This is a genomic window from Salmonella sp. 2018103 (assembly GCF_026247685.1).
Classification (GTDB): Bacteria; Pseudomonadota; Gammaproteobacteria; order Enterobacterales; family Enterobacteriaceae; genus Salmonella; species Salmonella enterica.
In genome coordinates, this window is the sequence record NZ_CP111029.1 from 2,455,221 (window position 1) to 2,476,308 (window position 21,088).

24 protein-coding genes are annotated in these 21,088 nt (G+C 50.6%); 14 read left to right on the plus strand and 10 right to left on the minus strand.

The genetic code is table 11. From position 1 onward, the window contains the following. The first annotated feature begins 3 nt into the window (after positions 1–3). The 7 genes from trpCF (at position 4) to OLG56_RS11945 (ending at position 6,104) form a co-directional block, all read left to right on the plus strand. On the plus strand, positions 4–1,362 hold the full coding sequence (trpCF, locus tag OLG56_RS11915) for a bifunctional indole-3-glycerol-phosphate synthase TrpC/phosphoribosylanthranilate isomerase TrpF (RefSeq protein WP_001195293.1): 1,359 nt from the start codon (positions 4–6) through the stop codon (positions 1,360–1,362). A 9-nt stretch (positions 1,363–1,371) separates the two neighbouring features. Beyond that, a complete protein-coding gene (gene trpB, locus OLG56_RS11920; RefSeq protein WP_000209485.1) occupies positions 1,372–2,565 on the plus strand; it encodes a tryptophan synthase subunit beta in 1,194 nt (397 codons plus the stop codon). Beyond that, positions 2,565–3,371, plus strand: a complete 807-nt coding sequence (gene trpA / locus OLG56_RS11925) for a tryptophan synthase subunit alpha (protein ID WP_000443031.1) — start codon at positions 2,565–2,567, stop codon at positions 3,369–3,371. Before trpB ends, trpA begins: the two co-directional genes overlap by 1 nt. 479 nt (positions 3,372–3,850) lie before the next feature. Then, positions 3,851–4,033 (plus strand): con-10 family general stress protein, encoded by a 183-nt coding sequence (locus OLG56_RS11930; RefSeq protein WP_000807657.1) that lies wholly within the window; start codon positions 3,851–3,853, stop codon positions 4,031–4,033. An 89-nt stretch (positions 4,034–4,122) separates the two neighbouring features. Continuing rightward, positions 4,123–4,626 carry a YciE/YciF ferroxidase family protein gene (locus OLG56_RS11935; protein ID WP_001022826.1) on the plus strand — a complete coding sequence of 168 codons (504 nt, stop codon included), beginning with the start codon at positions 4,123–4,125 and terminating at the stop codon, positions 4,624–4,626. A gap of 73 nt (positions 4,627–4,699) precedes the next feature. Then, entirely contained in the window at positions 4,700–5,206 is a 507-nt protein-coding gene (locus tag OLG56_RS11940) for a ferritin-like domain-containing protein (RefSeq protein WP_001109977.1), read from the plus strand. A 19-nt stretch (positions 5,207–5,225) separates the two neighbouring features. Next, a complete protein-coding gene (locus tag OLG56_RS11945; protein WP_000488353.1) occupies positions 5,226–6,104 on the plus strand; it encodes a manganese catalase family protein in 879 nt (292 codons plus the stop codon). A gap of 81 nt (positions 6,105–6,185) precedes the next feature. On the opposite strand, the gene ompW is transcribed toward OLG56_RS11945, so the two are convergent. Beyond that, positions 6,186–6,824, minus strand: coding sequence for an outer membrane protein OmpW (gene ompW, locus OLG56_RS11950; RefSeq protein WP_000714800.1), 639 nt, complete (start codon positions 6,822–6,824; stop codon positions 6,186–6,188). A gap of 336 nt (positions 6,825–7,160) precedes the next feature. Here ompW and OLG56_RS11955 point away from each other — a divergent pair, with 336 nt between their 5' ends. From OLG56_RS11955 to yciA, 4 genes are all read left to right on the plus strand, one after another. After that, complete coding sequence (locus OLG56_RS11955) at positions 7,161–7,565, plus strand: YkgJ family cysteine cluster protein (protein WP_000114955.1); 405 nt, start codon at positions 7,161–7,163, stop codon at positions 7,563–7,565. A 25-nt stretch (positions 7,566–7,590) separates the two neighbouring features. Further along, the gene (locus OLG56_RS11960; RefSeq protein ID WP_000028507.1) at positions 7,591–8,334 is read left to right on the plus strand and encodes a YciC family protein; all 744 of its coding nucleotides are present in this window, start codon (positions 7,591–7,593) and stop codon (positions 8,332–8,334) included. A 56-nt stretch (positions 8,335–8,390) separates the two neighbouring features. Beyond that, entirely contained in the window at positions 8,391–8,930 is a 540-nt protein-coding gene (locus OLG56_RS11965; RefSeq protein WP_000808682.1) for a septation protein A, read from the plus strand. Between the two features lie 160 nt (positions 8,931–9,090). Beyond that, positions 9,091–9,492, plus strand: coding sequence for an acyl-CoA thioester hydrolase YciA (yciA, locus tag OLG56_RS11970; RefSeq protein WP_000210317.1), 402 nt, complete (start codon positions 9,091–9,093; stop codon positions 9,490–9,492). Between the two features lie 70 nt (positions 9,493–9,562). Here the strand turns inward: yciA and tonB are convergent, their stop codons facing one another. Then, positions 9,563–10,285 (minus strand): TonB system transport protein TonB, encoded by a 723-nt coding sequence (gene tonB, locus OLG56_RS11975; RefSeq protein ID WP_023137495.1) that lies wholly within the window; start codon positions 10,283–10,285, stop codon positions 9,563–9,565. 223 nt (positions 10,286–10,508) lie between these two features. Here tonB and OLG56_RS11980 point away from each other — a divergent pair, with 223 nt between their 5' ends. Continuing rightward, entirely contained in the window at positions 10,509–10,805 is a 297-nt protein-coding gene (locus tag OLG56_RS11980) for a YciI family protein (protein ID WP_000967605.1), read from the plus strand. A gap of 43 nt (positions 10,806–10,848) precedes the next feature. Here OLG56_RS11980 and OLG56_RS11985 read toward each other — a convergent pair whose 3' ends face one another. After that, positions 10,849–11,022, minus strand: a complete 174-nt coding sequence (locus OLG56_RS11985; RefSeq protein ID WP_001531561.1) for a YciY family protein — start codon at positions 11,020–11,022, stop codon at positions 10,849–10,851. 142 nt (positions 11,023–11,164) lie between these two features. Between OLG56_RS11985 and cls the strand changes: the two genes are divergently transcribed. Together cls and OLG56_RS11995 are read left to right on the plus strand one after the other, a co-directional pair. Continuing rightward, positions 11,165–12,625, plus strand: coding sequence for a cardiolipin synthase (gene cls / locus OLG56_RS11990; RefSeq protein ID WP_000206886.1), 1,461 nt, complete (start codon positions 11,165–11,167; stop codon positions 12,623–12,625). A 33-nt stretch (positions 12,626–12,658) separates the two neighbouring features. Continuing rightward, the gene (locus OLG56_RS11995; protein WP_000425070.1) at positions 12,659–12,988 is read left to right on the plus strand and encodes an HI1450 family dsDNA-mimic protein; all 330 of its coding nucleotides are present in this window, start codon (positions 12,659–12,661) and stop codon (positions 12,986–12,988) included. A gap of 47 nt (positions 12,989–13,035) precedes the next feature. Here OLG56_RS11995 and OLG56_RS12000 read toward each other — a convergent pair whose 3' ends face one another. From OLG56_RS12000 to OLG56_RS12030, 7 genes are all read right to left on the minus strand, one after another. Next, positions 13,036–13,872: an ion transporter gene (locus OLG56_RS12000; RefSeq protein ID WP_000059073.1), complete on the minus strand. Its 837-nt coding sequence runs from the start codon at positions 13,870–13,872 to the stop codon at positions 13,036–13,038. A gap of 47 nt (positions 13,873–13,919) precedes the next feature. Then, positions 13,920–14,924, minus strand: a complete 1,005-nt coding sequence (gene oppF, locus OLG56_RS12005) for a murein tripeptide/oligopeptide ABC transporter ATP-binding protein OppF (protein WP_000994698.1) — start codon at positions 14,922–14,924, stop codon at positions 13,920–13,922. Then, positions 14,921–15,928 (minus strand): ABC transporter ATP-binding protein, encoded by a 1,008-nt coding sequence (locus tag OLG56_RS12010; protein WP_000058861.1) that lies wholly within the window; start codon positions 15,926–15,928, stop codon positions 14,921–14,923. Before OLG56_RS12010 ends, oppF begins: the two co-directional genes overlap by 4 nt. A gap of 11 nt (positions 15,929–15,939) precedes the next feature. Next, positions 15,940–16,848, minus strand: coding sequence for an oligopeptide ABC transporter permease OppC (oppC, locus tag OLG56_RS12015; protein ID WP_000979653.1), 909 nt, complete (start codon positions 16,846–16,848; stop codon positions 15,940–15,942). 14 nt (positions 16,849–16,862) lie between these two features. Further along, positions 16,863–17,783: an oligopeptide ABC transporter permease OppB gene (gene oppB / locus OLG56_RS12020; protein ID WP_000911097.1), complete on the minus strand. Its 921-nt coding sequence runs from the start codon at positions 17,781–17,783 to the stop codon at positions 16,863–16,865. Between the two features lie 122 nt (positions 17,784–17,905). Next, positions 17,906–19,537, minus strand: coding sequence for an oligopeptide ABC transporter substrate-binding protein OppA (gene oppA, locus OLG56_RS12025; RefSeq protein ID WP_058344212.1), 1,632 nt, complete (start codon positions 19,535–19,537; stop codon positions 17,906–17,908). Positions 19,538–20,313: 776 nt separating this feature from the next. Next, positions 20,314–20,961, minus strand: coding sequence for a YchE family NAAT transporter (locus OLG56_RS12030; RefSeq protein ID WP_000615840.1), 648 nt, complete (start codon positions 20,959–20,961; stop codon positions 20,314–20,316). Positions 20,962–21,088: the final 127 nt, after the last annotated feature.

Sequence of the window (21,088 nt, forward strand, 5' to 3'; positions counted from 1 at the left end):
ATAATGCAAACCGTTTTAGCGAAAATCGTCGCAGACAAGGCGATTTGGGTAGAAGCCCGCAAACAGCAACAGCCGCTGGCCAGTTTTCAAAATGAGATCCAGCCAAGTACACGCCATTTTTATGATGCGCTCCAGGGCGCGCGTACCGCCTTTATTCTGGAGTGTAAGAAAGCATCGCCATCAAAAGGCGTGATTCGCGATGATTTCGATCCGGCGCGTATTGCCAGTATTTATCAACATTACGCCTCGGCAATCTCGGTGCTCACCGACGAAAAATATTTTCAGGGGAGCTTCGATTTTCTGCCGGTCGTTAGCCAAAGCGCGCCGCAGCCGATTCTGTGTAAGGATTTTATTATCGATCCCTATCAGATCTACCTTGCCCGTTACTATCAGGCCGATGCCTGTTTACTGATGCTCTCGGTTCTAGATGACGAACAGTATCGCCAACTCTCCGCCGTCGCGCACAGTCTGAAAATGGGCGTGCTCACGGAGGTCAGTAATGACGAAGAACGGGAGCGCGCGATAGCGTTAGGCGCAAAAGTGGTAGGTATCAACAATCGCGATCTGCGCGATCTGTCGATTGATTTGAATCGCACCCGCCAGCTGGCGCCAAAACTGGGCCACGGCGTGACTGTCATCAGCGAGTCCGGGATTAACACCTATGGTCAGGTACGCGAACTGAGCCACTTCGCCAACGGTTTTTTAATTGGCTCCGCGTTAATGGCGCATGACGATCTTAACGCCGCCGTCCGTCGCGTGCTGCTTGGCGAGAATAAAGTCTGCGGCCTGACCCGCGCCCAGGACGCTAAAGCTGCCTGTGACGCTGGCGCAATATATGGCGGGTTGATTTTTGTACCCTCATCTCCGCGCGCGGTGAGCGTTGAGCAGGCGCGAGAAGTGATAAGCGCCGCGCCATTGCAGTATGTCGGCGTTTTCCAGGACGCTGATATCGCCGATGTTTGCCAGAAAGCTGCCGTCCTGCCGCTTTCTGCCGTACAGCTACATGGCAGCGAAGACCAGGCGTATGTCAACGCGCTGCGCGAGGCGTTGCCCAAACAGGTGCAAATCTGGAAGGCGCTGAGCGTTAGCGATGCCCTTCCCGCACGCGATTACCACCATGTCGATAAATACATTTTCGACAATGGGCAAGGCGGCAGCGGGCAGCGCTTCGACTGGTCACTGCTACAGGGGCAACCGCTGGATAATGTGTTACTGGCGGGCGGGCTGGCGGCCGATAACTGCGTCCAGGCGGCGCAAGTCGGCTGTGCCGGTCTCGATTTTAATTCAGGTGTGGAGTCACAGCCGGGCATCAAAGATGCTCGTCTTCTGGCCTCGGTTTTTCAGACACTGCGCGCATATTAAGGAAAAAACATGACAACACTTCTCAACCCCTACTTTGGTGAATTCGGCGGCATGTATGTGCCGCAGATCCTGATGCCTGCGCTGAACCAGCTTGAAGAGGCCTTCGTCAGCGCGCAAAAAGATCCTGAATTTCAGGCGCAATTCGCCGATCTGCTAAAAAACTACGCGGGACGCCCCACCGCGCTGACGAAATGCCAGAACATTACCGCCGGTACGCGTACCACGTTGTATTTAAAGCGCGAAGATTTACTGCACGGCGGCGCGCACAAAACCAATCAGGTACTGGGTCAGGCGCTGCTGGCCAAACGGATGGGTAAAAGCGAGATTATCGCTGAAACCGGCGCCGGTCAGCACGGCGTCGCCTCTGCGCTCGCCAGCGCCCTGCTGGGTCTGAAATGCCGTATCTATATGGGCGCTAAAGACGTTGAGCGCCAGTCGCCGAACGTCTTCCGTATGCGTCTGATGGGCGCTGAGGTCATCCCGGTTCATAGCGGCTCCGCTACGCTAAAAGATGCCTGTAACGAGGCGCTGCGCGACTGGTCCGGTAGTTACGAAACCGCGCACTATATGCTCGGCACGGCAGCGGGACCGCATCCCTATCCCACCATCGTTCGCGAGTTCCAACGCATGATTGGCGAAGAGACGAAAGCGCAAATCCTCGACAAAGAGGGCCGTCTGCCAGATGCCGTTATCGCTTGCGTCGGTGGCGGCTCAAACGCTATCGGGATGTTTGCGGATTTTATTAATGATACCAGCGTCGGGCTAATAGGCGTTGAACCTGGCGGTCACGGTATTGAAACCGGCGAGCATGGCGCGCCGCTTAAACATGGTCGCGTTGGCATCTATTTCGGGATGAAAGCGCCGATGATGCAAACAGCGGACGGGCAAATTGAAGAGTCCTATTCCATTTCCGCCGGGCTCGATTTCCCGTCCGTTGGGCCGCAACATGCGTACCTGAACAGCATCGGACGCGCGGATTATGTCTCCATTACCGATGATGAGGCGCTGGAAGCCTTCAAAACGTTGTGCCGCCATGAGGGAATTATCCCGGCGCTGGAATCCTCCCACGCGTTGGCGCACGCTCTGAAAATGATGCGCGAGCAGCCGGAAAAAGAGCAACTGCTGGTGGTCAATCTCTCTGGCCGCGGAGATAAAGACATCTTTACCGTACACGATATCCTGAAAGCGCGAGGGGAAATCTGATGGAACGCTACGAAAATTTATTTGCACAGCTCAACGATCGCCGGGAAGGCGCTTTTGTCCCCTTCGTGACTCTGGGCGACCCTGGCATTGAACAGTCACTGAAAATTATCGACACACTGATTGACGCTGGCGCCGACGCTCTGGAACTGGGGGTTCCCTTCTCCGATCCGCTGGCCGATGGCCCTACTATCCAGAATGCGAACTTACGCGCCTTCGCCGCTGGCGTCACGCCGGCTCAGTGTTTTGAAATGCTGGCGCTGATTCGTGAAAAACACCCGACCATTCCGATTGGCCTGCTAATGTACGCGAATCTGGTGTTCAATAACGGCATAGATGCGTTCTATGCCCGTTGTGAACAGGTTGGCGTAGATTCCGTGCTGGTCGCAGATGTCCCGGTTGAAGAATCGGCCCCCTTCCGCCAGGCGGCGTTACGGCATAATATCGCGCCGATCTTCATCTGCCCGCCAAATGCGGATGACGATCTTCTGCGCCAGGTCGCATCTTACGGCCGCGGTTACACCTACCTGCTTTCGCGTTCGGGCGTCACCGGCGCGGAAAACCGTGGCGCATTGCCGTTGCATCATCTCATTGAGAAGCTTAAAGAGTACCACGCCGCGCCTGCGTTACAGGGCTTCGGTATCTCCTCGCCGGAACAGGTGTCTGCGGCCGTGCGTGCCGGGGCGGCTGGCGCTATCTCCGGCTCAGCCATTGTCAACATTATCGAGAAAAACCACGCGTCTCCCGAACAGATGTTGGCGGAGCTCAGGTCCTTTGTCTCAGCGATGAAAGCCGCCAGCCGCGCATAACGGGTTAAGCCGTCAGCATAACGCTGGCGGCTTAATGAGAGGTTGGCGCCGAACCAGAATCACGATTCAGGCGTACATCATCAATCTTTTTGGTGTTATTCCCTGTCCAGCTTTCAAAAAGTCTGAAGTCAATTTTTGCTAAGAAAACTCCTAATCACGCCGAAAAATTTAGCGTTTTCACGTCAATTTCCCCCGCCTTTATGTAAAGAAATGTCAATAAACAATGCATTAACGTTTCTATGGCCGCAGATAGTGACGCTTGTTATTAATAGCAATGCAAAGCATTTTCTGTTAAATCGCTTATTCTAAAAGAAAATATAGAATATATTATCCCTAAACCATTTTTTGTGCGTTATTTACGCGGTAAATCACAACTATTTCCGTCAATTTGACTAATCGGTTTAACCAACTAATTTTAATAGGGTGTCGACACGGTTAAAACCGTTTTTTTCAGCAAGCAACGAGACAGGAGAAATAATATGGCCGAACATCGTGGTGGTTCAGGAAATTTCGCCGAGAATCGTGAAAAAGCATCTGAAGCGGGCCGCAAAGGCGGTCAGCATAGCGGCGGGAATTTCAAAAACGATCCGCAACGAGCTTCTGAAGCCGGTAAAAAAGGTGGTCAGAATAGTCACGGCGGACGTAAATCCGATAATTCCTGATTTACTGTAATGTAAATATAACACATGCTTTTATCAAGCAATCTGCGAGTCTTCTGGCTCGCAGTATTTTGCCCAGGAGAATTAGATTTATGAATATTAAAACCGTTGAAGACCTTTTTATCCATCTACTTTCAGATACCTATAGTGCAGAAAAACAATTAACCAAGGCTCTTTCTAAACTAGCCAGAGCCACGTCCAATGAAAAATTAAGCCAGGCCTTTCAATCTCATCTTGAAGAAACCCAGGGTCAGATTGAACGTATTGATCAGATCGTCGAATCTGAATCTGGCATTAAACTGAAAAGAATGAAATGCGTCGCTATGGAAGGGCTGATTGAAGAAGCCAATGAAGTCATCGAAAGTACGGAGAAAAACGAAGTACGCGATGCAGCGCTTATCGCCGCGGCGCAAAAAGTCGAGCATTACGAAATCGCCAGCTACGGCACGCTTGCCACCCTGGCCGAGCAGCTCGGCTATAGCAAAGCATTAAAACTGCTCAAAGAAACCCTCGACGAGGAAAAACAAACTGATTTAAAACTTACCGATTTAGCAGTCAGCAATGTTAATAAAAGTGCTGAACGCAAATCGAAATAATATTTTTAATTATCAGCTTGCATGATTCCGATTTTATTATCGGAGCAGATTATCACGCATTGAGGAATGTAAAATGAATTATACTGAACATTATCATGACTGGCTTCGTGACGCCCATGCCATGGAAAAACAGGCAGAATCGATGCTTGAATCTATGGCCAGCCGTATTGAAAATTATCCTGATATAAAAGCCAGAATTGAACAACATATTAGTGAAACCAAACATCAAATTACCATGCTCGAAGAAGTATTGGACCGTAATGGCATTTCTCGTTCGGTGTTGAAAGACTCCATGAGTAAAATGGCAGCAATGGGGCAATCTATCGGTGGCATGTTCCCTTCCGATGAAATTGTCAAAGGCTCAATTAGCGGTTATGTTTTCGAGCAGTTCGAAATTGCTTGTTATACCTCCCTGCTGGCGGCGGCAAAAAAAGCTGGCGACACTGCCTCAATTCCGACGATTGAAGCCATTCTGAAAGAAGAAATGCAAATGGCTGACTGGCTTATCAAACATATTCCGCAGACAACGGAACAATTTTTACTGCGATCTGAAGCAGATGGCGTTGAAGCCAAAAAATAAATAATAAGCAGGAGGCAATATGTTTCGACACGTAAAACAACTTCAATATACTGTGCGAGTGAGCGAACCTAATCCTGGATTAGCGAACCTGCTGCTGGAACAGTTTGGCGGCCCGCAGGGCGAACTGGCGGCCGCCTGCCGCTACTTCACGCAAGGTTTAAGCGATGATGATGCCGGTCGTAGAGAGATGTTAATGGACATCGCCACCGAGGAGCTGAGTCATCTGGAAATTATCGGCTCACTGGTAGGAATGCTTAATAAAGGCGCTAAAGGCGAGCTGGCGGAAGGCACCGAAAGCGAAGCGGAACTTTATCGCTCGCTGACGCAGAATGGTAATGACAGCCATATCACCTCTCTGCTGTATGGCGGCGGCCCTGCGTTGACAAACTCCGGCGGCGTACCGTGGACCGCGGCTTATATTGATACTATCGGCGAAGTCACAGCCGATCTACGCTCAAACATCGCGGCAGAGGCGCGAGCGAAGATCATTTATGAACGCCTGATTAATCTGACCGACGATCCTGGCGTAAAAGACACGCTCAGTTTCTTAATGACCCGTGAAGTCGCGCACCAGCTCTCTTTTGAAAAGGCGCTGTATTCGATTCGTAACAACTTCCCGCCGGGTAAATTACCGCCAGTAGAACAGTATACCGACGTGTACTACAACATGTCGCAAGGCGACGATCCGCGAGGTAGCTGGAATAGCGATGAGAACTTCAACTATGTCGCAGAACCGATGCCTGCTGTTGATGGCGGCGATGGCCTGGCGACAGTGAAATTGCCGCGCGAGCAGTTGGCGCTGCTCAAAGCGATGGCAGAAAGAACGAAATCGGACCCCACCGTTGATCCTCTCACTGGCGCAGAACTAGGCTGCGGCGAACCGAAAGAAGACAAGTGAGTTCCGACAAGTAAAATCCGTGTGTCATGTCCTTTTTTGACCCCGCCTGGCGGGGTCTTTTTTCGTCACAACATCATGCGATTAGAAACGATAGCCTGCCGAGAACATAAATACCCATGGGTCCAGACGCACGCTGTCATGCTGCTGCACACCGCCCATTTTATAATTGGCGGTAGTATCAATATCCATGTACCAGACAGAGGCGCCAATTAACCAGTCGCGGTTAATCAGGTAATCTACCCCAACTTGCCCTGCCGCGCCCCAGGAATCCTTAAAGCTCAGATCGGACAGCCCGGCATTTTTACCATTATCGTTAAAGTCGTTATCGAAGAAGGTGGTGTAGTTCACCCCTACGCCGACATAAGGACGCACTTTGCTGCTGGAATCGCCGAAGTACCACTGCGCCATTAACGTTGGCGGTAACAGGTGGACCGTGGCGATATCGCCCGTCGCGCCCGTACCCACCTTATGGCGGAACGGCGTGGCCGCCAGCAATTCAACCCCGATATTGTCCGTCGCCATGTAAGTGAATGTCAGGCCGAGTTGCGTGTTATTACTCACATCAAACCCGTTTAAATGCCCCAGCGTACCACCCGCCCCTTCTGTAGGTCTGACGGTTGCCGGACCTGCACGCATAAAGAATTCTCCGGCTTCGTGCGCGAACGCGCTGCCTGAGAGAAGAGTTGTTAACGCCAGTGCCGCCACTGTAAATTTTTTCATACCCGCTCCATCGTTATGGTTATAAAAGCGTGATGAATATACCCACAATGAAGTAATAAGTGATCTAACACAGATCACATTTGTTCTTATAATTTAACATTTATTGATCCAGATTAATTTAGAACTTGTATTGAAAATCCTGGTTATAGGAATTCAGATCAATTTTGACATATTCACGTTATGCAAATATTTGTCTGCTCTGTTGCCCTGGCGATAAAGGCTGGCTAAGGTAATCAATGTCCCGCAATGGCGCGTGGCGTTAAGATTCGCGAACACTGCGGGACAGATTAATTTCCGTTGTAATCTATTGATACGTGAGTTTTTTGCAGGTGAATCATGAGCGTTCTTAACCCATGCATGACATGCGGTGCCTGTTGTGCCTATTTTCGTGTCTCCTTTTATTGGGCTGAAGGCGACGATGCCAGCGGACGCGTTCCGGCGTCATTAACCGAGCCCGTTACCCCTTTTTTACGTTGTATGGCCGGTACCAACCAAAAACAGCCGCACTGTAAAGCGCTAATTGGCACGCCGGGTGAAAACGTCAGTTGCGCTATTTATGAAAACCGCCCTTCAACCTGTCGCGAATTTTCGATATCGGGCGAAGGAGGCGAAGTGAATGAGGCGTGCAATCGCGCCCGCGCGCGATACGGATTACCGCCGCTTTACAAAGATATGCTTTTCCATACAACTGCTGATGCTGCCACTGTAGAGTTATCCAGGGTACAATTGCCCGCAAATTAACACCTGCAAAACTCAAGGAGAGTGCATGTCTATCACGGCGAAGTCCGTTTACCGTGACGCCGGAAATTTTTTCCGAAATCAATTTATTACTATCTTGCTGGTTTCGTTGCTGTGCGCATTTATCACGGTGGTCTTAGGTCATGCCTTTTCACCCAGCGATGCGCAAATCGCGCAACTCAGTGAAGGAGAACATCTGGCAGGCAGCGCTGGCCTGTTTGAGCTGGTACAAAATATGACGCCGGAGCAGCAGCAGATCCTGTTGCGCGCCTCTGCCGCCTCGACGTTTTCCGGGCTTATCGGCAACGCTATTCTGGCCGGCGGTATCATCCTGATGATTCAATTAGTTTCAGCGGGACATCGGGTTAGCGCGCTGCGCGCTATCGGCGCCAGCGCCCCTGCATTGCCTAAACTGTTTATTCTTATTTTTCTGACTACCCTGTTAGTGCAAATCGGTATAATGCTGATTGTCGTTCCGGGGATTATTATGGCCATTGTGCTGGCGCTTGCGCCAGTGATGTTGGTTGAAGAGAAAATGGGCGTGTTTGCCGCAATGCGCAGCAGTATGCGTTTGGCCTGGGCTAACATGAGACTGGTCGCGCCTGCGGTGATAGGCTGGTTACTGGCTAAAACATTGCTATTGCTGTTCGCGCCCAGCTTCGCTGTACTGACCCCAAATGTAGGCGCTGTACTGGCGAATACGTTGAGCAATCTGATTTCCGCAGTATTGCTTATCTACTTATTCCGCCTGTATATGTTGATTCGCCAATAATCCGCAATGCGCCGTTACGCGGCGCATTCGACGCTCGTTGATGATGGAATCGAAGAATGAAGCAGTTTCTGGATTTTTTACCGCTGGTTGTCTTTTTTGCGTTTTATAAACTTTATGACATCTATGCGGCGACCTCCGCACTGATTGTCGCGACGGCAATCGTGCTGATTTATAGCTGGGTGCGTTATCGGAAAATAGAGAAGATGGCGCTGATTACCTTTGTTCTGGTTGCCGTCTTCGGCGGTCTGACGCTCTTCTTCCATAACGATGAATTTATTAAATGGAAGGTGACGGTTATTTATGCGCTGTTCGCCGGCGCGCTGTTAATAAGCCAGTGGGTGATGAAAAAACCGTTAATCCAACGTATGTTAGGTAAAGAACTGGCGTTGCCGCAGCAGGTCTGGTCAAAGCTGAACCTGGCGTGGGCGCTGTTTTTTATTGCGTGCGGTCTGGCTAACATTTATATCGCCTTCTGGTTGCCGCAAAATATCTGGGTCAACTTTAAGGTCTTTGGACTCACGGCGCTGACGCTCATTTTTACCCTGCTGAGCGGCGTCTATATCTACCGGCATCTGCCACAGGAAGATAAATCATAACCCTCCCGTGACTTATCATCGCCAGACTGCGAACGCCTGGCGATATTTTCTCCACCTTTACGCCCTGCGCTTTCCCGTCAGTACCTTTATTCCCTCTATTCTCCACACAAAATTCATAGTAGCATCGCGGCTGTAATTTTTTCTGATAGTCGGTTTTACAATGACAACAATGGATAATACTCCTCAGGGCGAGCTGGTTTTACGTACATTGGCCATGCCTGCCGATACCAATGCGAACGGCGATATTTTTGGCGGCTGGCTGATGTCGCAAATGGATATTGGCGGCGCGATACTGGCCAAAGAGATCGCGCACGGTCGGGTTGTAACCGTACGCGTGGAAGGAATGACATTTCTGCGCCCCGTCGCGGTTGGCGATGTCGTATGCTGCTACGCGCGCTGCGTTAAACGCGGTACGACGTCTATTAGCATCAATATTGAAGTCTGGGTGAAAAAAGTCGCGTCAGAACCGATTGGACAGCGCTACAAGGCCACCGAGGCGCTGTTTATTTATGTTGCCGTCGATCCGGACGGTAAACCTCGCCCGCTCCCGGTTCAGGGTTAAGTATGCCCGTCAGGTAACATACTTACGCCGCCAGCAGGTGATGGTATATTCCTACTGGCGGCGCCAGAGATTACTCAATCTGCGCCGTACCGTTCAGACGGAAGATAATATTGACCACCAGCCCGGAACCCGGCTTGCCTGCTTCATAGCGCCATTTGCGCATCGCATTCTTAACTTCACGCTCAAACATATTGGCCGGCTGCGCGGACAGAATCTGTACATTTTCCACTCGCCCAGCAGAGGTCACGTCAAACTTCACCTTTACGCGGCCTTCAATACGTAACGCCTGTGCTCGCGCCGGATACTGCGGCTGGTTACGGCTCAGAGCGCGAGGCCCAGTGGGCACGCTCACCGCCGGCTTGCTGGTCGCCGACGCGGTGCTGCTTGTTGGCCGCGCCGGGGCGCTATTTTCAAACGGTGAGGCAGGACGCGGCTCGGCCGGTTTGACTTCGCGCTTCGGCTGCTCTTCAACCTTTTTCACCGGTTTCGGTTTTGGCTTGGGTTTTGGCTTAGGTTTGGGTTTCTCAATCACCACGGGCGCTTCTTTAGGCGGTTCAGGGATCGGCTCTGGCTCCGGTTCGGGTTCAACCACTGGCTCCGGCGGCGGCTGAACCGCCTGGGGCGGCTCCAGGTCAGCGGGTGAAACCATTGTCACCGTGATAGGCTGCGCTGGCGCAGGCAATTCAATAACCTGATGTACCGAGGTATAGAGCAAACCTGCCACTACAGCACCATGAATGCCTACGGAAAGGAGTGTCGGCCAGGGAAAGCGACGAGGTAAATCAAGGGTCATTGAAGTCATAATCGTTTCAGTTGAAAAACCAGAGCTGAATTTTAAATGCAAATAGCAATCATATTCAATAAGGCATTGCCGATAGCGGCATTTAAAAGATGATATCGCACAAAAACACCACACAAAATGTGCATGTTTAACAAAGTCGGTATCTTTACATTGCAGTTAAATGCCCTTTCCAATAACGTAATCAGCAACTTTTGCCGATTAAGGAGCTCTACCCGTGCTGTATGTTATTTACGCTCAGGATAATGCCAACTCGCTTGAAAAACGCCTCTCGGTACGGCCCGCGCATCTGGCGCGCCTGCAACTTCTACATGATGAAGGGCGATTATTAACTGCCGGGCCGATGCCCGCAGTGGACAGTAACGATCCTGGGGTAGCCGGATTTACCGGGTCAACGGTGATTGCTGAATTTGAATCTTTAGAAGCGGCGCAATCCTGGGCTGATGCGGACCCCTACGTCGCAGCGGGCGTCTATGCGCAGGTTTCGGTCAAACCATATAAGAAGATCTTTTGAAAAGGATGGCCTGTTGGGCACCGCATACGGTGCCCTTTCTGGCTCACACACCGTGAATCGCAAAGAGTAATGAATTACGCTGACGATTAAAGATGCATTTCCTGATGGTATGGATACGCATATTACGGCGTGATTGCCCTTCAAGCCAACGCGCTTTACGGCGGCTCGCCTGACGTAGCATTCGCCAGCGCCCCACTTCCGTTCTACTACGCTTCATGTTTACGACTCTCACTGTAACAGAAGCGCCATTATACCCCCTCGCCGGATGCAGACCAGCGCTTTTCCCGTGTTTTTATTTGCCATGTGAATCCTGACGCGTAAACTCTTAACAACACGCTTTCTAAAGGATTTTTAAAGTTATGACAACCTTCTACACCGTGGTGAGTTGGCTGGTCATTTTGGGATACTGGGTTCTCATTGCCGGCGTCACATTACGTATTCTAATGAAACGGCGCGCAGTTCCCTCCGCAATGGCCTGGTTATTAATCATCTATATCCTTCCGCTGGTCGGGATCATCGCCTATTTGTCCGTGGGCGAATTGCATTTAGGCAAACGTCGCGCCGAGCGTGCCCGCGCCATGTGGCCGTCTACCGCCAAATGGTTGAATGACCTCAAAGCCTGCAAACACATTTTCGCGCAAGAAAACAGTAGCGTCGCATCGTCCTTGTTTAAGCTGTGCGAACGACGTCAGGGGATTGCGGGCGTCAAAGGCAACCAGTTGCAATTGCTTACCGACTCCGATGATGTCATGCAGGCGCTTATTCGCGATATCCAACTGGCGCGGCATAATATCGAAATGGTATTTTACATCTGGCAGCCAGGCGGCATGGCGGATCAGGTCGCTGAATCGTTAATGGCCGCCGCCCGCCGCGGCATCCACTGCCGGCTTATGCTGGATTCCGCGGGTAGCGTCGCTTTCTTCCGCAGCCCCTGGGCGGCCATGATGCGTAACGCTGGCATTGAAGTCGTAGAGGCGCTGAAGGTGAATCTGATGCGCGTCTTTTTACGCCGTATGGATCTTCGCCAGCACCGTAAAATGGTGATGATTGACAATTACATCGCCTATACCGGCAGTATGAATATGGTGGACCCGCGTTTTTTCAAACAGGATGCCGGCGTTGGGCAATGGGTCGATTTAATGGCGCGGATGGAGGGCCCCGTGGCGACAGCAATGGGGATTGTTTACTCCTGCGATTGGGAAATTGAGACGGGTAAACGCATTCTGCCTCCCCCGCCGGATGTGAATATTATGCCGTTTGAGCAGGCCAGCGGGCATACCATTCATACCATTGCTTCCGGTCCTGGTTTTCCGGAGGATCTCATTCACCAGGCACTATTAACCGCCACCTATGCTGCGCGCGAATATTTAATTATGACCACGCCATATTTCGTCCCCAGCGACGATCTGCTGCACGCCATTTGTACCGCTGCGCAGCGCGGCGTGGATGTCAGTATTATCCTGCCGCGTAAAAATGATTCACTGCTCGTCGGCTGGGCCAGTCGCGCCTTTTTCAGCGAGTTACTGGCGGCGGGCGTGAAAATCTATCAGTTCGAAGGCGGGCTGTTGCATACCAAAAGCGTGCTGGTCGATGGCGAACTGAGCCTGGTCGGTACCGTGAATCTCGACATGCGTAGCCTGTGGCTTAATTTCGAGATTACGCTGGTCATTGATGATACGGGTTTCGGCGCCGATCTGGCTGCGGTACAGGACGATTATATTTCGCGCTCCCGCCTGTTAGATGCGCGTTTGTGGGTAAAACGTCCGTTATGGCAGCGTATTACCGAGCGATTGTTTTACTTCTTTAGTCCATTGCTGTAAAACGTGACCAACATGAGTAAACAGGTAGTCACTATGGAAATGGATCTGAACAATCGCCTGACTGAAGACGAAACGCTTGAGCAGGCTTACGATATTTTTCTTGAGCTGGCGGCGGATAATCTTGATCCGGCTGATATCATTCTGTTCAATTTGCAATTCGAGGAGCGCGGTGGCGCGGAGTTGTTTGATCCCGCTGAAGACTGGCAAGAGCACGTCGATTTTGACCTGAATCCAGACTTTTTTGCCGAGGTGGTGATTGGCCTGGCGGATACCGAAGACGGCGAAATTAACGACATTTTCGCCCGCGTTCTGCTGTGCCGGGAAAAGGACCACAAGCTGTGCCATATTCTCTGGCGCGAATAAGCGGTTCAGGCCGGATGGCGTTTGATTGCGCCCTCCGGCAAGCCTGTTTAATCCGGTAGCTTACTGCCGCATCGGTTACAATATTGCGCGCTATGTTCATGCTGGCTTTGCTGGCACTGCGGACATTTTCGCTGCCAGTGACGTTTTTGAAACGCGCTGCTCATGTGCGTGGTAATCAGTCCTGTAGGAATCGCAATCACCGAATAACCAATCAAAATAAGCACCGACGCGACAATACGTCCCAGCGGCGTATGCGGCGTAATATCACCATACCCCACGGTTGTGACTGTCACTATCGCCCAATACACCGAGGCATTAAGCGTCGTGAAGCCATATTTCGGTCCTTCAATAAGATACATCAGGGCACCGAAAATAATCATCACGATCGCAATAAATGAATAGAACAGAATAAGCTGATGACGCGCGCTAATAATGGCGCTCCAGAATACGCGCAGAGATGGCATAAAGCGTAGCAGTTTAAGAATACGCAGCACGCGAATCGCTCGCATAGCACGCCAGGCAAACATATAGTTCAGGCTAATTTCCGGCCACAGCCACATGACGTACAGCGGCAAAATCGTCACCAGATCAATAAATCCCCAAAAACTAAAAACGTATTTTGTCGGGTCGGGCCAGCTAAACAGTCTGAGCAAGTATTCACCGGTAAATATCAGGGTAACGCAGAGCTCCAGCCAGACAAAAATATGCCATTCATCAAATGTCAGGTGATATTCCGTTCCTACGCCTGATTCAACAAAAATGACCAGTACGCTAAGCAGCGCAAACAGCGCGCATAACCCTTCAAAACGGCGACCTGAGCGCGTAGTCAAATCGAACAGATTATGATAAAGACGACGGCGAACCGACGACAAAGAAAGTGACACGGTAACCTCACCTAAAAGAAGGGCTGACGAATTGTCAGCCCTTGCGATTATAACGGGTCTACTTTAAGGCAGGAAACGGCATGGCGAAAACTCCCTTCCAGCACCGGTCGCGTTTGCGCGCATTCTGGCCCGGCTAGCGGACAGCGTGTACGGAACACGCAGCCGGAAGGCGGGTTAATGGGCGAAGGTAATTCGCCCTCCAGCAATTGTATCTTCTTATTTCGCTCCAGATCGGGATCGGGAATCGGTACCGCCGACATCAGCGCTTTGGTATAAGGATGCAGTGGGTTATGGTACACCTCATCATAGGTGCCCAATTCTACCGCATGACCGAGATACATCACCAGGACACGATCGGATATGTGCTTTACGACCGCCAGATCGTGCGCAATAAAAATCAACGACAGCCCCATCTCTCGCTGTAACTGCTGGAGCAAATTCACCACCTGCGCCTGAATAGAAACGTCCAGCGCCGACACCGGCTCATCGCAAATAATAAGCTTAGGTTCCAGGATCAACGCCCGGGCGATACCGATGCGCTGGCACTGCCCCCCGGAAAATTCATGGGGATAACGGTTAATGAGATTCGGCAGCAGCCCCACTTTCAGCATCATGGCTTTCACGCGGTCACGCACGTCCTGGCGCGAAAGTTTAGGATGATAAGTGCGCAGCGGTTCAGCGATAATTTCGCCAATCGTCATTCGCGGGTTGAGTGACGCCAGCGGGTCCTGGAAAATCATCTGGATATCGCTGCGCACCTCGCGCCACTCATCCGCTTTCATGCCCAGCAGATCTTTTCCCAGCCAGGCGACTTTACCGTCTGTCGCCTTCACCAGACCAATAATGGCGCGCGCAAACGTCGACTTGCCGCAGCCGGATTCCCCCACCACGCCCAGCGTTTCGCCTTCATACAGGCGTAGCGTAACGCCGTCCACCGCTTTCAGAGTTTTCGGCGGTTGCCAGAACCACTGCTTCCCTTCTTTGATATCAAAATGTACTTTTAGATCGGCGATTTCGAGGAGAACTTTACGTTGTTCAATCACAGCATTCATAGCAGTTCCTCCACCGGTTTAAAACAGGCGCGCAAGCGACCAGGACTGAACGCTTCAAGTGGCGGCGCATTATTGCAGATCTCCATCGCATGAGGACAACGCGGCTGGAATGGACAACCTTTAGGCAAACGCAATAAATTGGGAGGATTGCCCGGAATCGTCAGCATTTCCGCCCCCTCGCTATCCAGACGCGGCACCGCATTAAGCAGGCCTATCGAATACGGATGAACGGGCTGATAAAAGACATCGCGCGCCTTACCGTATTCCATGGTACGCCCGGCATACATTACCAGGACCTTATCGCAAATACCCGCGACCACGCCCAGATCGTGGGTAATCATGATAATGGCGGTATTAAATTCGCGCTTTAGCTCATTAAGCAAGGTCATAATCTGCGCCTGCACGGTAACATCAAGCGCGGTGGTAGGCTCATCGGCAATAAGCAGTTTCGGCCTGCACAACAGCGCCATCGCAATCATCACACGTTGACGCATTCCGCCGGAAAATTCGTGCGGATACATTTTCATCCGTTTGCGCGCTTCCGGCATTTTTACGGCATCCAGCATTCTGACGGACTCTTCAAAAGCTTCCGCTTTGCTCATCCCTTTATGCAGCATCAGGACTTCCATTAACTGCTCCCCAACGCGCATATAAGGATTTAGCGAGGTCATCGGGTCCTGAAAAATCATCGAAATCTGTTCTGCGCGCAGCGTATTCAGTTCGCGCTCAGGTAGATTAAGAATTTCACGTCCGTTAAAGGTCGCGGAACCGCCGATTCGACCATTCGTCGCCAGCAGTCCCATTAATGCGAACGCCGTTTGCGATTTCCCCGATCCAGACTCGCCAACAATACCTAACGTTTCTCCAGCGCGAAGCGTAAAGTTCAGATCGTTGACCGCCGTCACATCACCATCAGGCGTAGCGAACGTAACACGAAGATCGTTTACCTCCAGCAGTACATTCGCCGATTGCGGCGCCTGAGTTGCGGTTTCTGATAAGCTCATGGCTGTACTCCTTAACGATCTTTCGGGTCGAGGGCATCACGCAGGCCATCGCCAATAAAGTTAAAACAGAATAACGTCACCACGAGAAAGCCAGCCGGAAACAGCAGCAGCCACGGTGAGACTTCCATTGAATTTGCGCCATCGCTCAACAACGCTCCCCAACTGCTTAACGGTTCCTGCGTCCCAAGCCCCAGGAAACTGAGGAAAGACTCAAACAGAATCATGCTGGGCACCAGCAACGATGCATACACTACCACTACGCCCAGGACGTTAGGCACAATATGGCGGATCACAATGCTGGCGGTCGACACACCACCCACCTGCGCGGCTTCGATGAACTCTTTACGTTTAAGACTTAGGGTTTGGCCACGCACGATACGCGCCATATCAAGCCAGGAGACCATGCCGATGGCGACGAAAATCAACAGAATGTTCTGCCCAAAAAACGTCACCAGCAAAATCACAAAGAACATAAACGGGAACGAGTTGAGGATCTCCAACAACCGCATCATCACAGAATCAATTTTGCCGCCCAGATAGCCGGACAGCGAGCCATACAGCGTTCCAACAATGACCGCCACCAGCGCGGCGGCAATCCCGACCATCAATGAGATACGCCCGCCGATGGCAACGCGCACCAACAGATCGCGCCCGGAAGAGTCAGTGCCGAAATAGTGACCGGACGCCATATCCGGCGCGCTGGACATCATGCCCCAGTCGGTATCGAAATAGGTAAATTGCGACAGCATAGGAGCCACTGTCACGAATAAGGCTATCAGAAACAGGACAATAAGACTGGCCACCGCCGCACGGTTATGCATAAAGCGCCGACGGGCATCTTGCCAAAGGCTGCGACCTTCCACCTCCAGCTTTTCACTGAAATTTTCCAGCGTCTCGCTGTTTTTCTTACTTAACATCATCGCGAGCTCCAGTATCAATAGCGAATTTTCGGGTCGATAACGGCATAGAGCACATCGACAATGGCGTTAAACAATATGGTCAGAGCGCCGACTAAAATGGTCAAACTTAACACCAGCGAGTAATCGCGGTTGAGCGCGCCATTAACGAAAAGCTGCCCAATGCCCGGTAAGCCATAAATAGTTTCAATCACCATTGAGCCGGTAATAATGCCGACAAAGGCTGGCCCCATATAGGATAAAACCGGCAGCAGCGCAGGTTTTAACGCATGGCGGAAGATGATTCTGCGCATCGGTAATCCTTTTGCCCGCGCGGTACGAATAAAGTTCGAATGCAGAACTTCAATCATTGAGCCGCGCGTAATACGAGCGATGCTGGCAATATAGGCCAGTGAAAGCGCGACCATCGGCAGGATCATAAATTTTAACGCCCCGCCGTTCCAGCCGCCGCCAGGCAGCCATTGCAAGGTTATCGCAAAGACCATCACCAGTAGCGGCGCTACCACAAAACTGGGGATAACGACGCCGGTCATGGCAAATCCCATCACCGTATAATCCCATCGCGTATTTTGCTTTAGCGCGGCAATCACGCCAGCGCTGACACCAATAATGACCGCCAGTAAAAAAGCGGCGGCACCAAGTTTCGCCGAAACGGGGAAGCTGGCGGCAACCAGATCGTTGACCGTGTAATCTTTGTATTTAAACGATGGTCCAAAATCGCCATGCGCCAGCTGCTTCAGGTAGCTGAAGTACTGCGTCATGATGGGATCGTTCAGATGATATTTTGCTTCAATATTGGCCAGCACTTCCGGCGGCAATGCGCGCTCGCCGGTAAAAGGACTCCCCGGCGCGAGGCGCATCATAAAGAAAGAGATGGTAATAAGAATAAACAGCGTCGGAATCGCTTCCAGACAGCGGCGTAAAATAAATTTCAACATTGCCCGTACCTTCTGGCCTGTGCCTTTACTTCCCGGACGTGACAAACAGATCCGCCAGGGAACGTTATAGTGCGATGAAAAAAGACACCATGGGACAACCTCAGTTGTCCCATGTCTTGCCATTAATGTTTGATAATATATAAGTTTTTCACATAAATATTATCCAGCGGGTCTTTACCGGTATACCCGCCCACCCAGGGTTTCACCAGGCGCGCGTTAACGTAGTAATACACCGGCACAATAGCCGAGTCTTTATCTAACTGCTGCTCCGCTTTAGCGTAGAGTTCGCTGCGCTGCGTATCGTCCGCTACTTTCAGCGTGTCGGCAATCAGCTTATCAAACGCCGGGCTCTTATAATGCGCGGTATTATTTGAACTGTCGGACAACATGGTATTCAGGAACGAGGTCGGTTCATTATAATCTGCGCACCACCCGGCTCTGGCGACATCAAAGGTGCCCTGATGACGGGTGTCCAGGAAGGTCTTCCATTCCTGATTCTCCAGATTCACATTGACACCCAGATTTTTCTTCCAGATAGACGCCACGGCAATGGCCAGTTTTTTATGCAGATCGGAGGTGTTATACAGCAGGTCGAATGTTAAGGGCTTATCCGCCGTAAAGCCGGCTTCAGCCAACAATTTCTTCGCTTCTTCATTACGCTTTTGCTGGGACCATTTGAACCACTCAGGCTCTACCAGTTTTGCGCCATCGGTATACGGCGGCGTGTAGCTATAAGCGGGTAAATCGCCCTGATTTTTAACCTTATTAACAATAATGTCGCGATCTAACGCCAGTTTCAGCGCGGTACGCACGCGGACATCGTTAAACGGCGCTTTTTGATTATTAATTTCGTAATAATAGGTACACAAATAAGGGTCTACGCGGACTTCATTCGGGATCTCTTTTTTCAGTTTCTGGAATAATTCGATCGGCATATTGTTATAAGTCATATCGATCTCGCCGCTGCGGTAGCGGTTCACATCCGTCACCTCCGAAGAGATAGGCAAATAAGTTACCTGATTGATAACGGTTTTGGCGTTATCCCAGTATTGCGGGTTACGCTCCAGCACGATACGTTCGTTCACCACCCAGTTTTTTAACTTATAAGCGCCGTTAGTGACAATATTGGCTGGTTGCGTCCATTTATCGCCAAATTTTTCGACCGTTGATTTCGGTACAGGAGACACTGAAGGGTGGACCAACAATTTGTAGAAATAAGGCACCGGCTCACTTAAGGTCACTTCAAAGGTGTGATCATCAAGCGCTTTTACCCCCAGATCGGTGGCGGGTTTTTTACCGGCGATAATGTCATCGATATTAGCGATATGACCGTATTGCAGATAGCTGGCGTACGGCGATGCCGTATTAGGATCGGCCAGGCGTTGCCAGCTATAAACGAAATCATGGGCGGTGACAGGCGTACCATCTGACCATTTCGCATTTTCACGTAGATGGAATGTCCAGACTTTAAAATCTTTATTTTCCCATTTTTCCGCGACGCCCGGTGAAGGATGCCCCTCGACATCACTAATTAATAAGCCTTCAAAGAGATCACGGCTGACGTTCGATTCCGGCACGCCTTCAATTTTATGCGGGTCGAGAGACTGCACTTCTGATCCATTATTACGTACCAACGTTTGCTTGTCGGCTAACTGAACACCGGCGGGCACGTCTGCCGCAGTCGCGGCGCTGGCGGCGATGAGCGCAGTGAGTATTCCCGCTGCAATCAAACTTTTTTTCGTGATGTTAGACATTGTGTTTGTACTCCACTCATTATAATTACTGGTTTTTACCAGCCTGTTTAATCCCGTCAGGGCTCCTGTACAGCACTGGTGGTGTACTGCCAGGTCTGTCACTGCTTTTGCTATCACCGACTTTATTTATTCTGACGATTCGTTCGATCGCCTTTCGTCGATTCGGTATACGACGTACCTGCCCACGTCGCACGTTATTTCTGACAACCATGTAAATGAAAATAGTTATCAACAATGTGAAATCTTCTGCAAAATGTTTGGCCGAAAAGTATCAAATGCGTTTCTGAACCGCCAATTCATTTTACAATTTTGTTAACCAATTCTCTTTTATGGAAAATTTCCTGCCCAGAAAAACAGTTAAAGAATGTTAAAAAGCTTTAATTTATTATTTATAATCAATAAATTGAAAGAAAACCACCTCGCTGTCACATCGTAGGATATACCTGCGCCAGAAAACACACACAAATTTAACAAATGCTCATTATTTAGCACATTCATCTACGATGGAGCTGAAACAACTAATAACATTTCAATAATCCTTCATCAAGCCCCAGAGTATGGTGTGAATAAAATAACAGACCTACCGCTTCTCACGGACTCAGTAATGTTGATAATAGTTTGATTAATAAAAATAAATATCGTTAGATTATATTAGTATTTTTTATCATTAAAACGCTGAATGCTTATCAAAGTAAGAAGTGTTACGTGGGAATGTCACTGGAAATGTCACAAGGCGGCTCCCTTAGGGCACCGCCTGTAAATCAACAGGTGGGAGTTTAGTTGAGCAAGCCGGGGAAAATGCCTTTTATTCCTGTGACAATAAATTCGATGCCGAGCGCCATTAACAACAACCCCATGATTCGGGTAATAACGTTGATACCGGTTTGCCCCAGCAAACGAACCAGCCACGGCGCCATACGGAACACGCCCCAGCAGCAAAGCGCAAAAAGCGCAATAGCAACTGAAAAACCAAGCAAATGCGCGATACTGTGATAACGCGTCCCCCAGACGATAGTGGAGCTAATCGCCCCTGGCCCCGCCATTAACGGCAGCGCTAACGGCACAACGCCAATGCTCTCGCGTATGGCCGTCTCTGACTTTTCTTGCTTGTTTTGTTTATCTTCCCCCAGCTTCCCGCTGATCATCGACATTGCAATGGTGACAACCAGGATACCGCCCGCAATTCTGAACGAGTCAATAGAAATACCAAACAGCTGCAGGATGCCATCGCCGAGGAATAAGGAACTCCACAAGATAATCGCAACCGACAGATTCGCGGTGAGGTTAGTTTTATTACGCGCCGTGGCCGTCTGGTAGCTGGTCATGCTGATGAAAACGGGGATAATCCCCACCGGGTTAACCAGCGCAAAGAGCCCGATAAAAAACTTAAAGTAAACAGGAAAATCAAAAAGCGGTTGAATCACGGTTAGCTCCGAAGCGTTAGCCGGATGAAGTCAATGTTCGTTAATGATCAAAACGCGCAGAAGATACGCCTTTTATTCGCATAGTTCACCTCTTATCTACACCTAATTTCATCCATTCATCGCTGTT

Bases quoted from the DNA above. Each gene is read 5' to 3' on its own strand.
- trpCF (WP_001195293.1), top strand. From the start codon at position 4: ATGCAAACCGTTTTAGCGAAAATCGTCGCAGACAAGGCGATTTGGGTA.
- trpB (WP_000209485.1), top strand. From the start codon at position 1,372: ATGACAACACTTCTCAACCCCTACTTTGGTGAATTCGGCGGCATGTAT.
- trpA (WP_000443031.1), top strand. From the start codon at position 2,565: ATGGAACGCTACGAAAATTTATTTGCACAGCTCAACGATCGCCGGGAA.
- OLG56_RS11930 (WP_000807657.1), top strand. From the start codon at position 3,851: ATGGCCGAACATCGTGGTGGTTCAGGAAATTTCGCCGAGAATCGTGAA.
- OLG56_RS11935 (WP_001022826.1), top strand. From the start codon at position 4,123: ATGAATATTAAAACCGTTGAAGACCTTTTTATCCATCTACTTTCAGAT.
- OLG56_RS11940 (WP_001109977.1), top strand. From the start codon at position 4,700: ATGAATTATACTGAACATTATCATGACTGGCTTCGTGACGCCCATGCC.
- OLG56_RS11945 (WP_000488353.1), top strand. From the start codon at position 5,226: ATGTTTCGACACGTAAAACAACTTCAATATACTGTGCGAGTGAGCGAA.
- ompW (WP_000714800.1), bottom strand. From the start codon at position 6,824: ATGAAAAAATTTACAGTGGCGGCACTGGCGTTAACAACTCTTCTCTCA.
- OLG56_RS11955 (WP_000114955.1), top strand. From the start codon at position 7,161: ATGAGCGTTCTTAACCCATGCATGACATGCGGTGCCTGTTGTGCCTAT.
- OLG56_RS11960 (WP_000028507.1), top strand. From the start codon at position 7,591: ATGTCTATCACGGCGAAGTCCGTTTACCGTGACGCCGGAAATTTTTTC.
- OLG56_RS11965 (WP_000808682.1), top strand. From the start codon at position 8,391: ATGAAGCAGTTTCTGGATTTTTTACCGCTGGTTGTCTTTTTTGCGTTT.
- yciA (WP_000210317.1), top strand. From the start codon at position 9,091: ATGACAACAATGGATAATACTCCTCAGGGCGAGCTGGTTTTACGTACA.
- tonB (WP_023137495.1), bottom strand. From the start codon at position 10,285: ATGACCCTTGATTTACCTCGTCGCTTTCCCTGGCCGACACTCCTTTCC.
- OLG56_RS11985 (WP_001531561.1), bottom strand. From the start codon at position 11,022: ATGAAGCGTAGTAGAACGGAAGTGGGGCGCTGGCGAATGCTACGTCAG.
- cls (WP_000206886.1), top strand. From the start codon at position 11,165: ATGACAACCTTCTACACCGTGGTGAGTTGGCTGGTCATTTTGGGATAC.
- OLG56_RS11995 (WP_000425070.1), top strand. From the start codon at position 12,659: ATGGAAATGGATCTGAACAATCGCCTGACTGAAGACGAAACGCTTGAG.
- oppF (WP_000994698.1), bottom strand. From the start codon at position 14,924: ATGAATGCTGTGATTGAACAACGTAAAGTTCTCCTCGAAATCGCCGAT.
- OLG56_RS12010 (WP_000058861.1), bottom strand. From the start codon at position 15,928: ATGAGCTTATCAGAAACCGCAACTCAGGCGCCGCAATCGGCGAATGTA.
- oppC (WP_000979653.1), bottom strand. From the start codon at position 16,848: ATGATGTTAAGTAAGAAAAACAGCGAGACGCTGGAAAATTTCAGTGAA.
- oppB (WP_000911097.1), bottom strand. From the start codon at position 17,783: ATGTTGAAATTTATTTTACGCCGCTGTCTGGAAGCGATTCCGACGCTG.
- oppA (WP_058344212.1), bottom strand. From the start codon at position 19,537: ATGTCTAACATCACGAAAAAAAGTTTGATTGCAGCGGGAATACTCACT.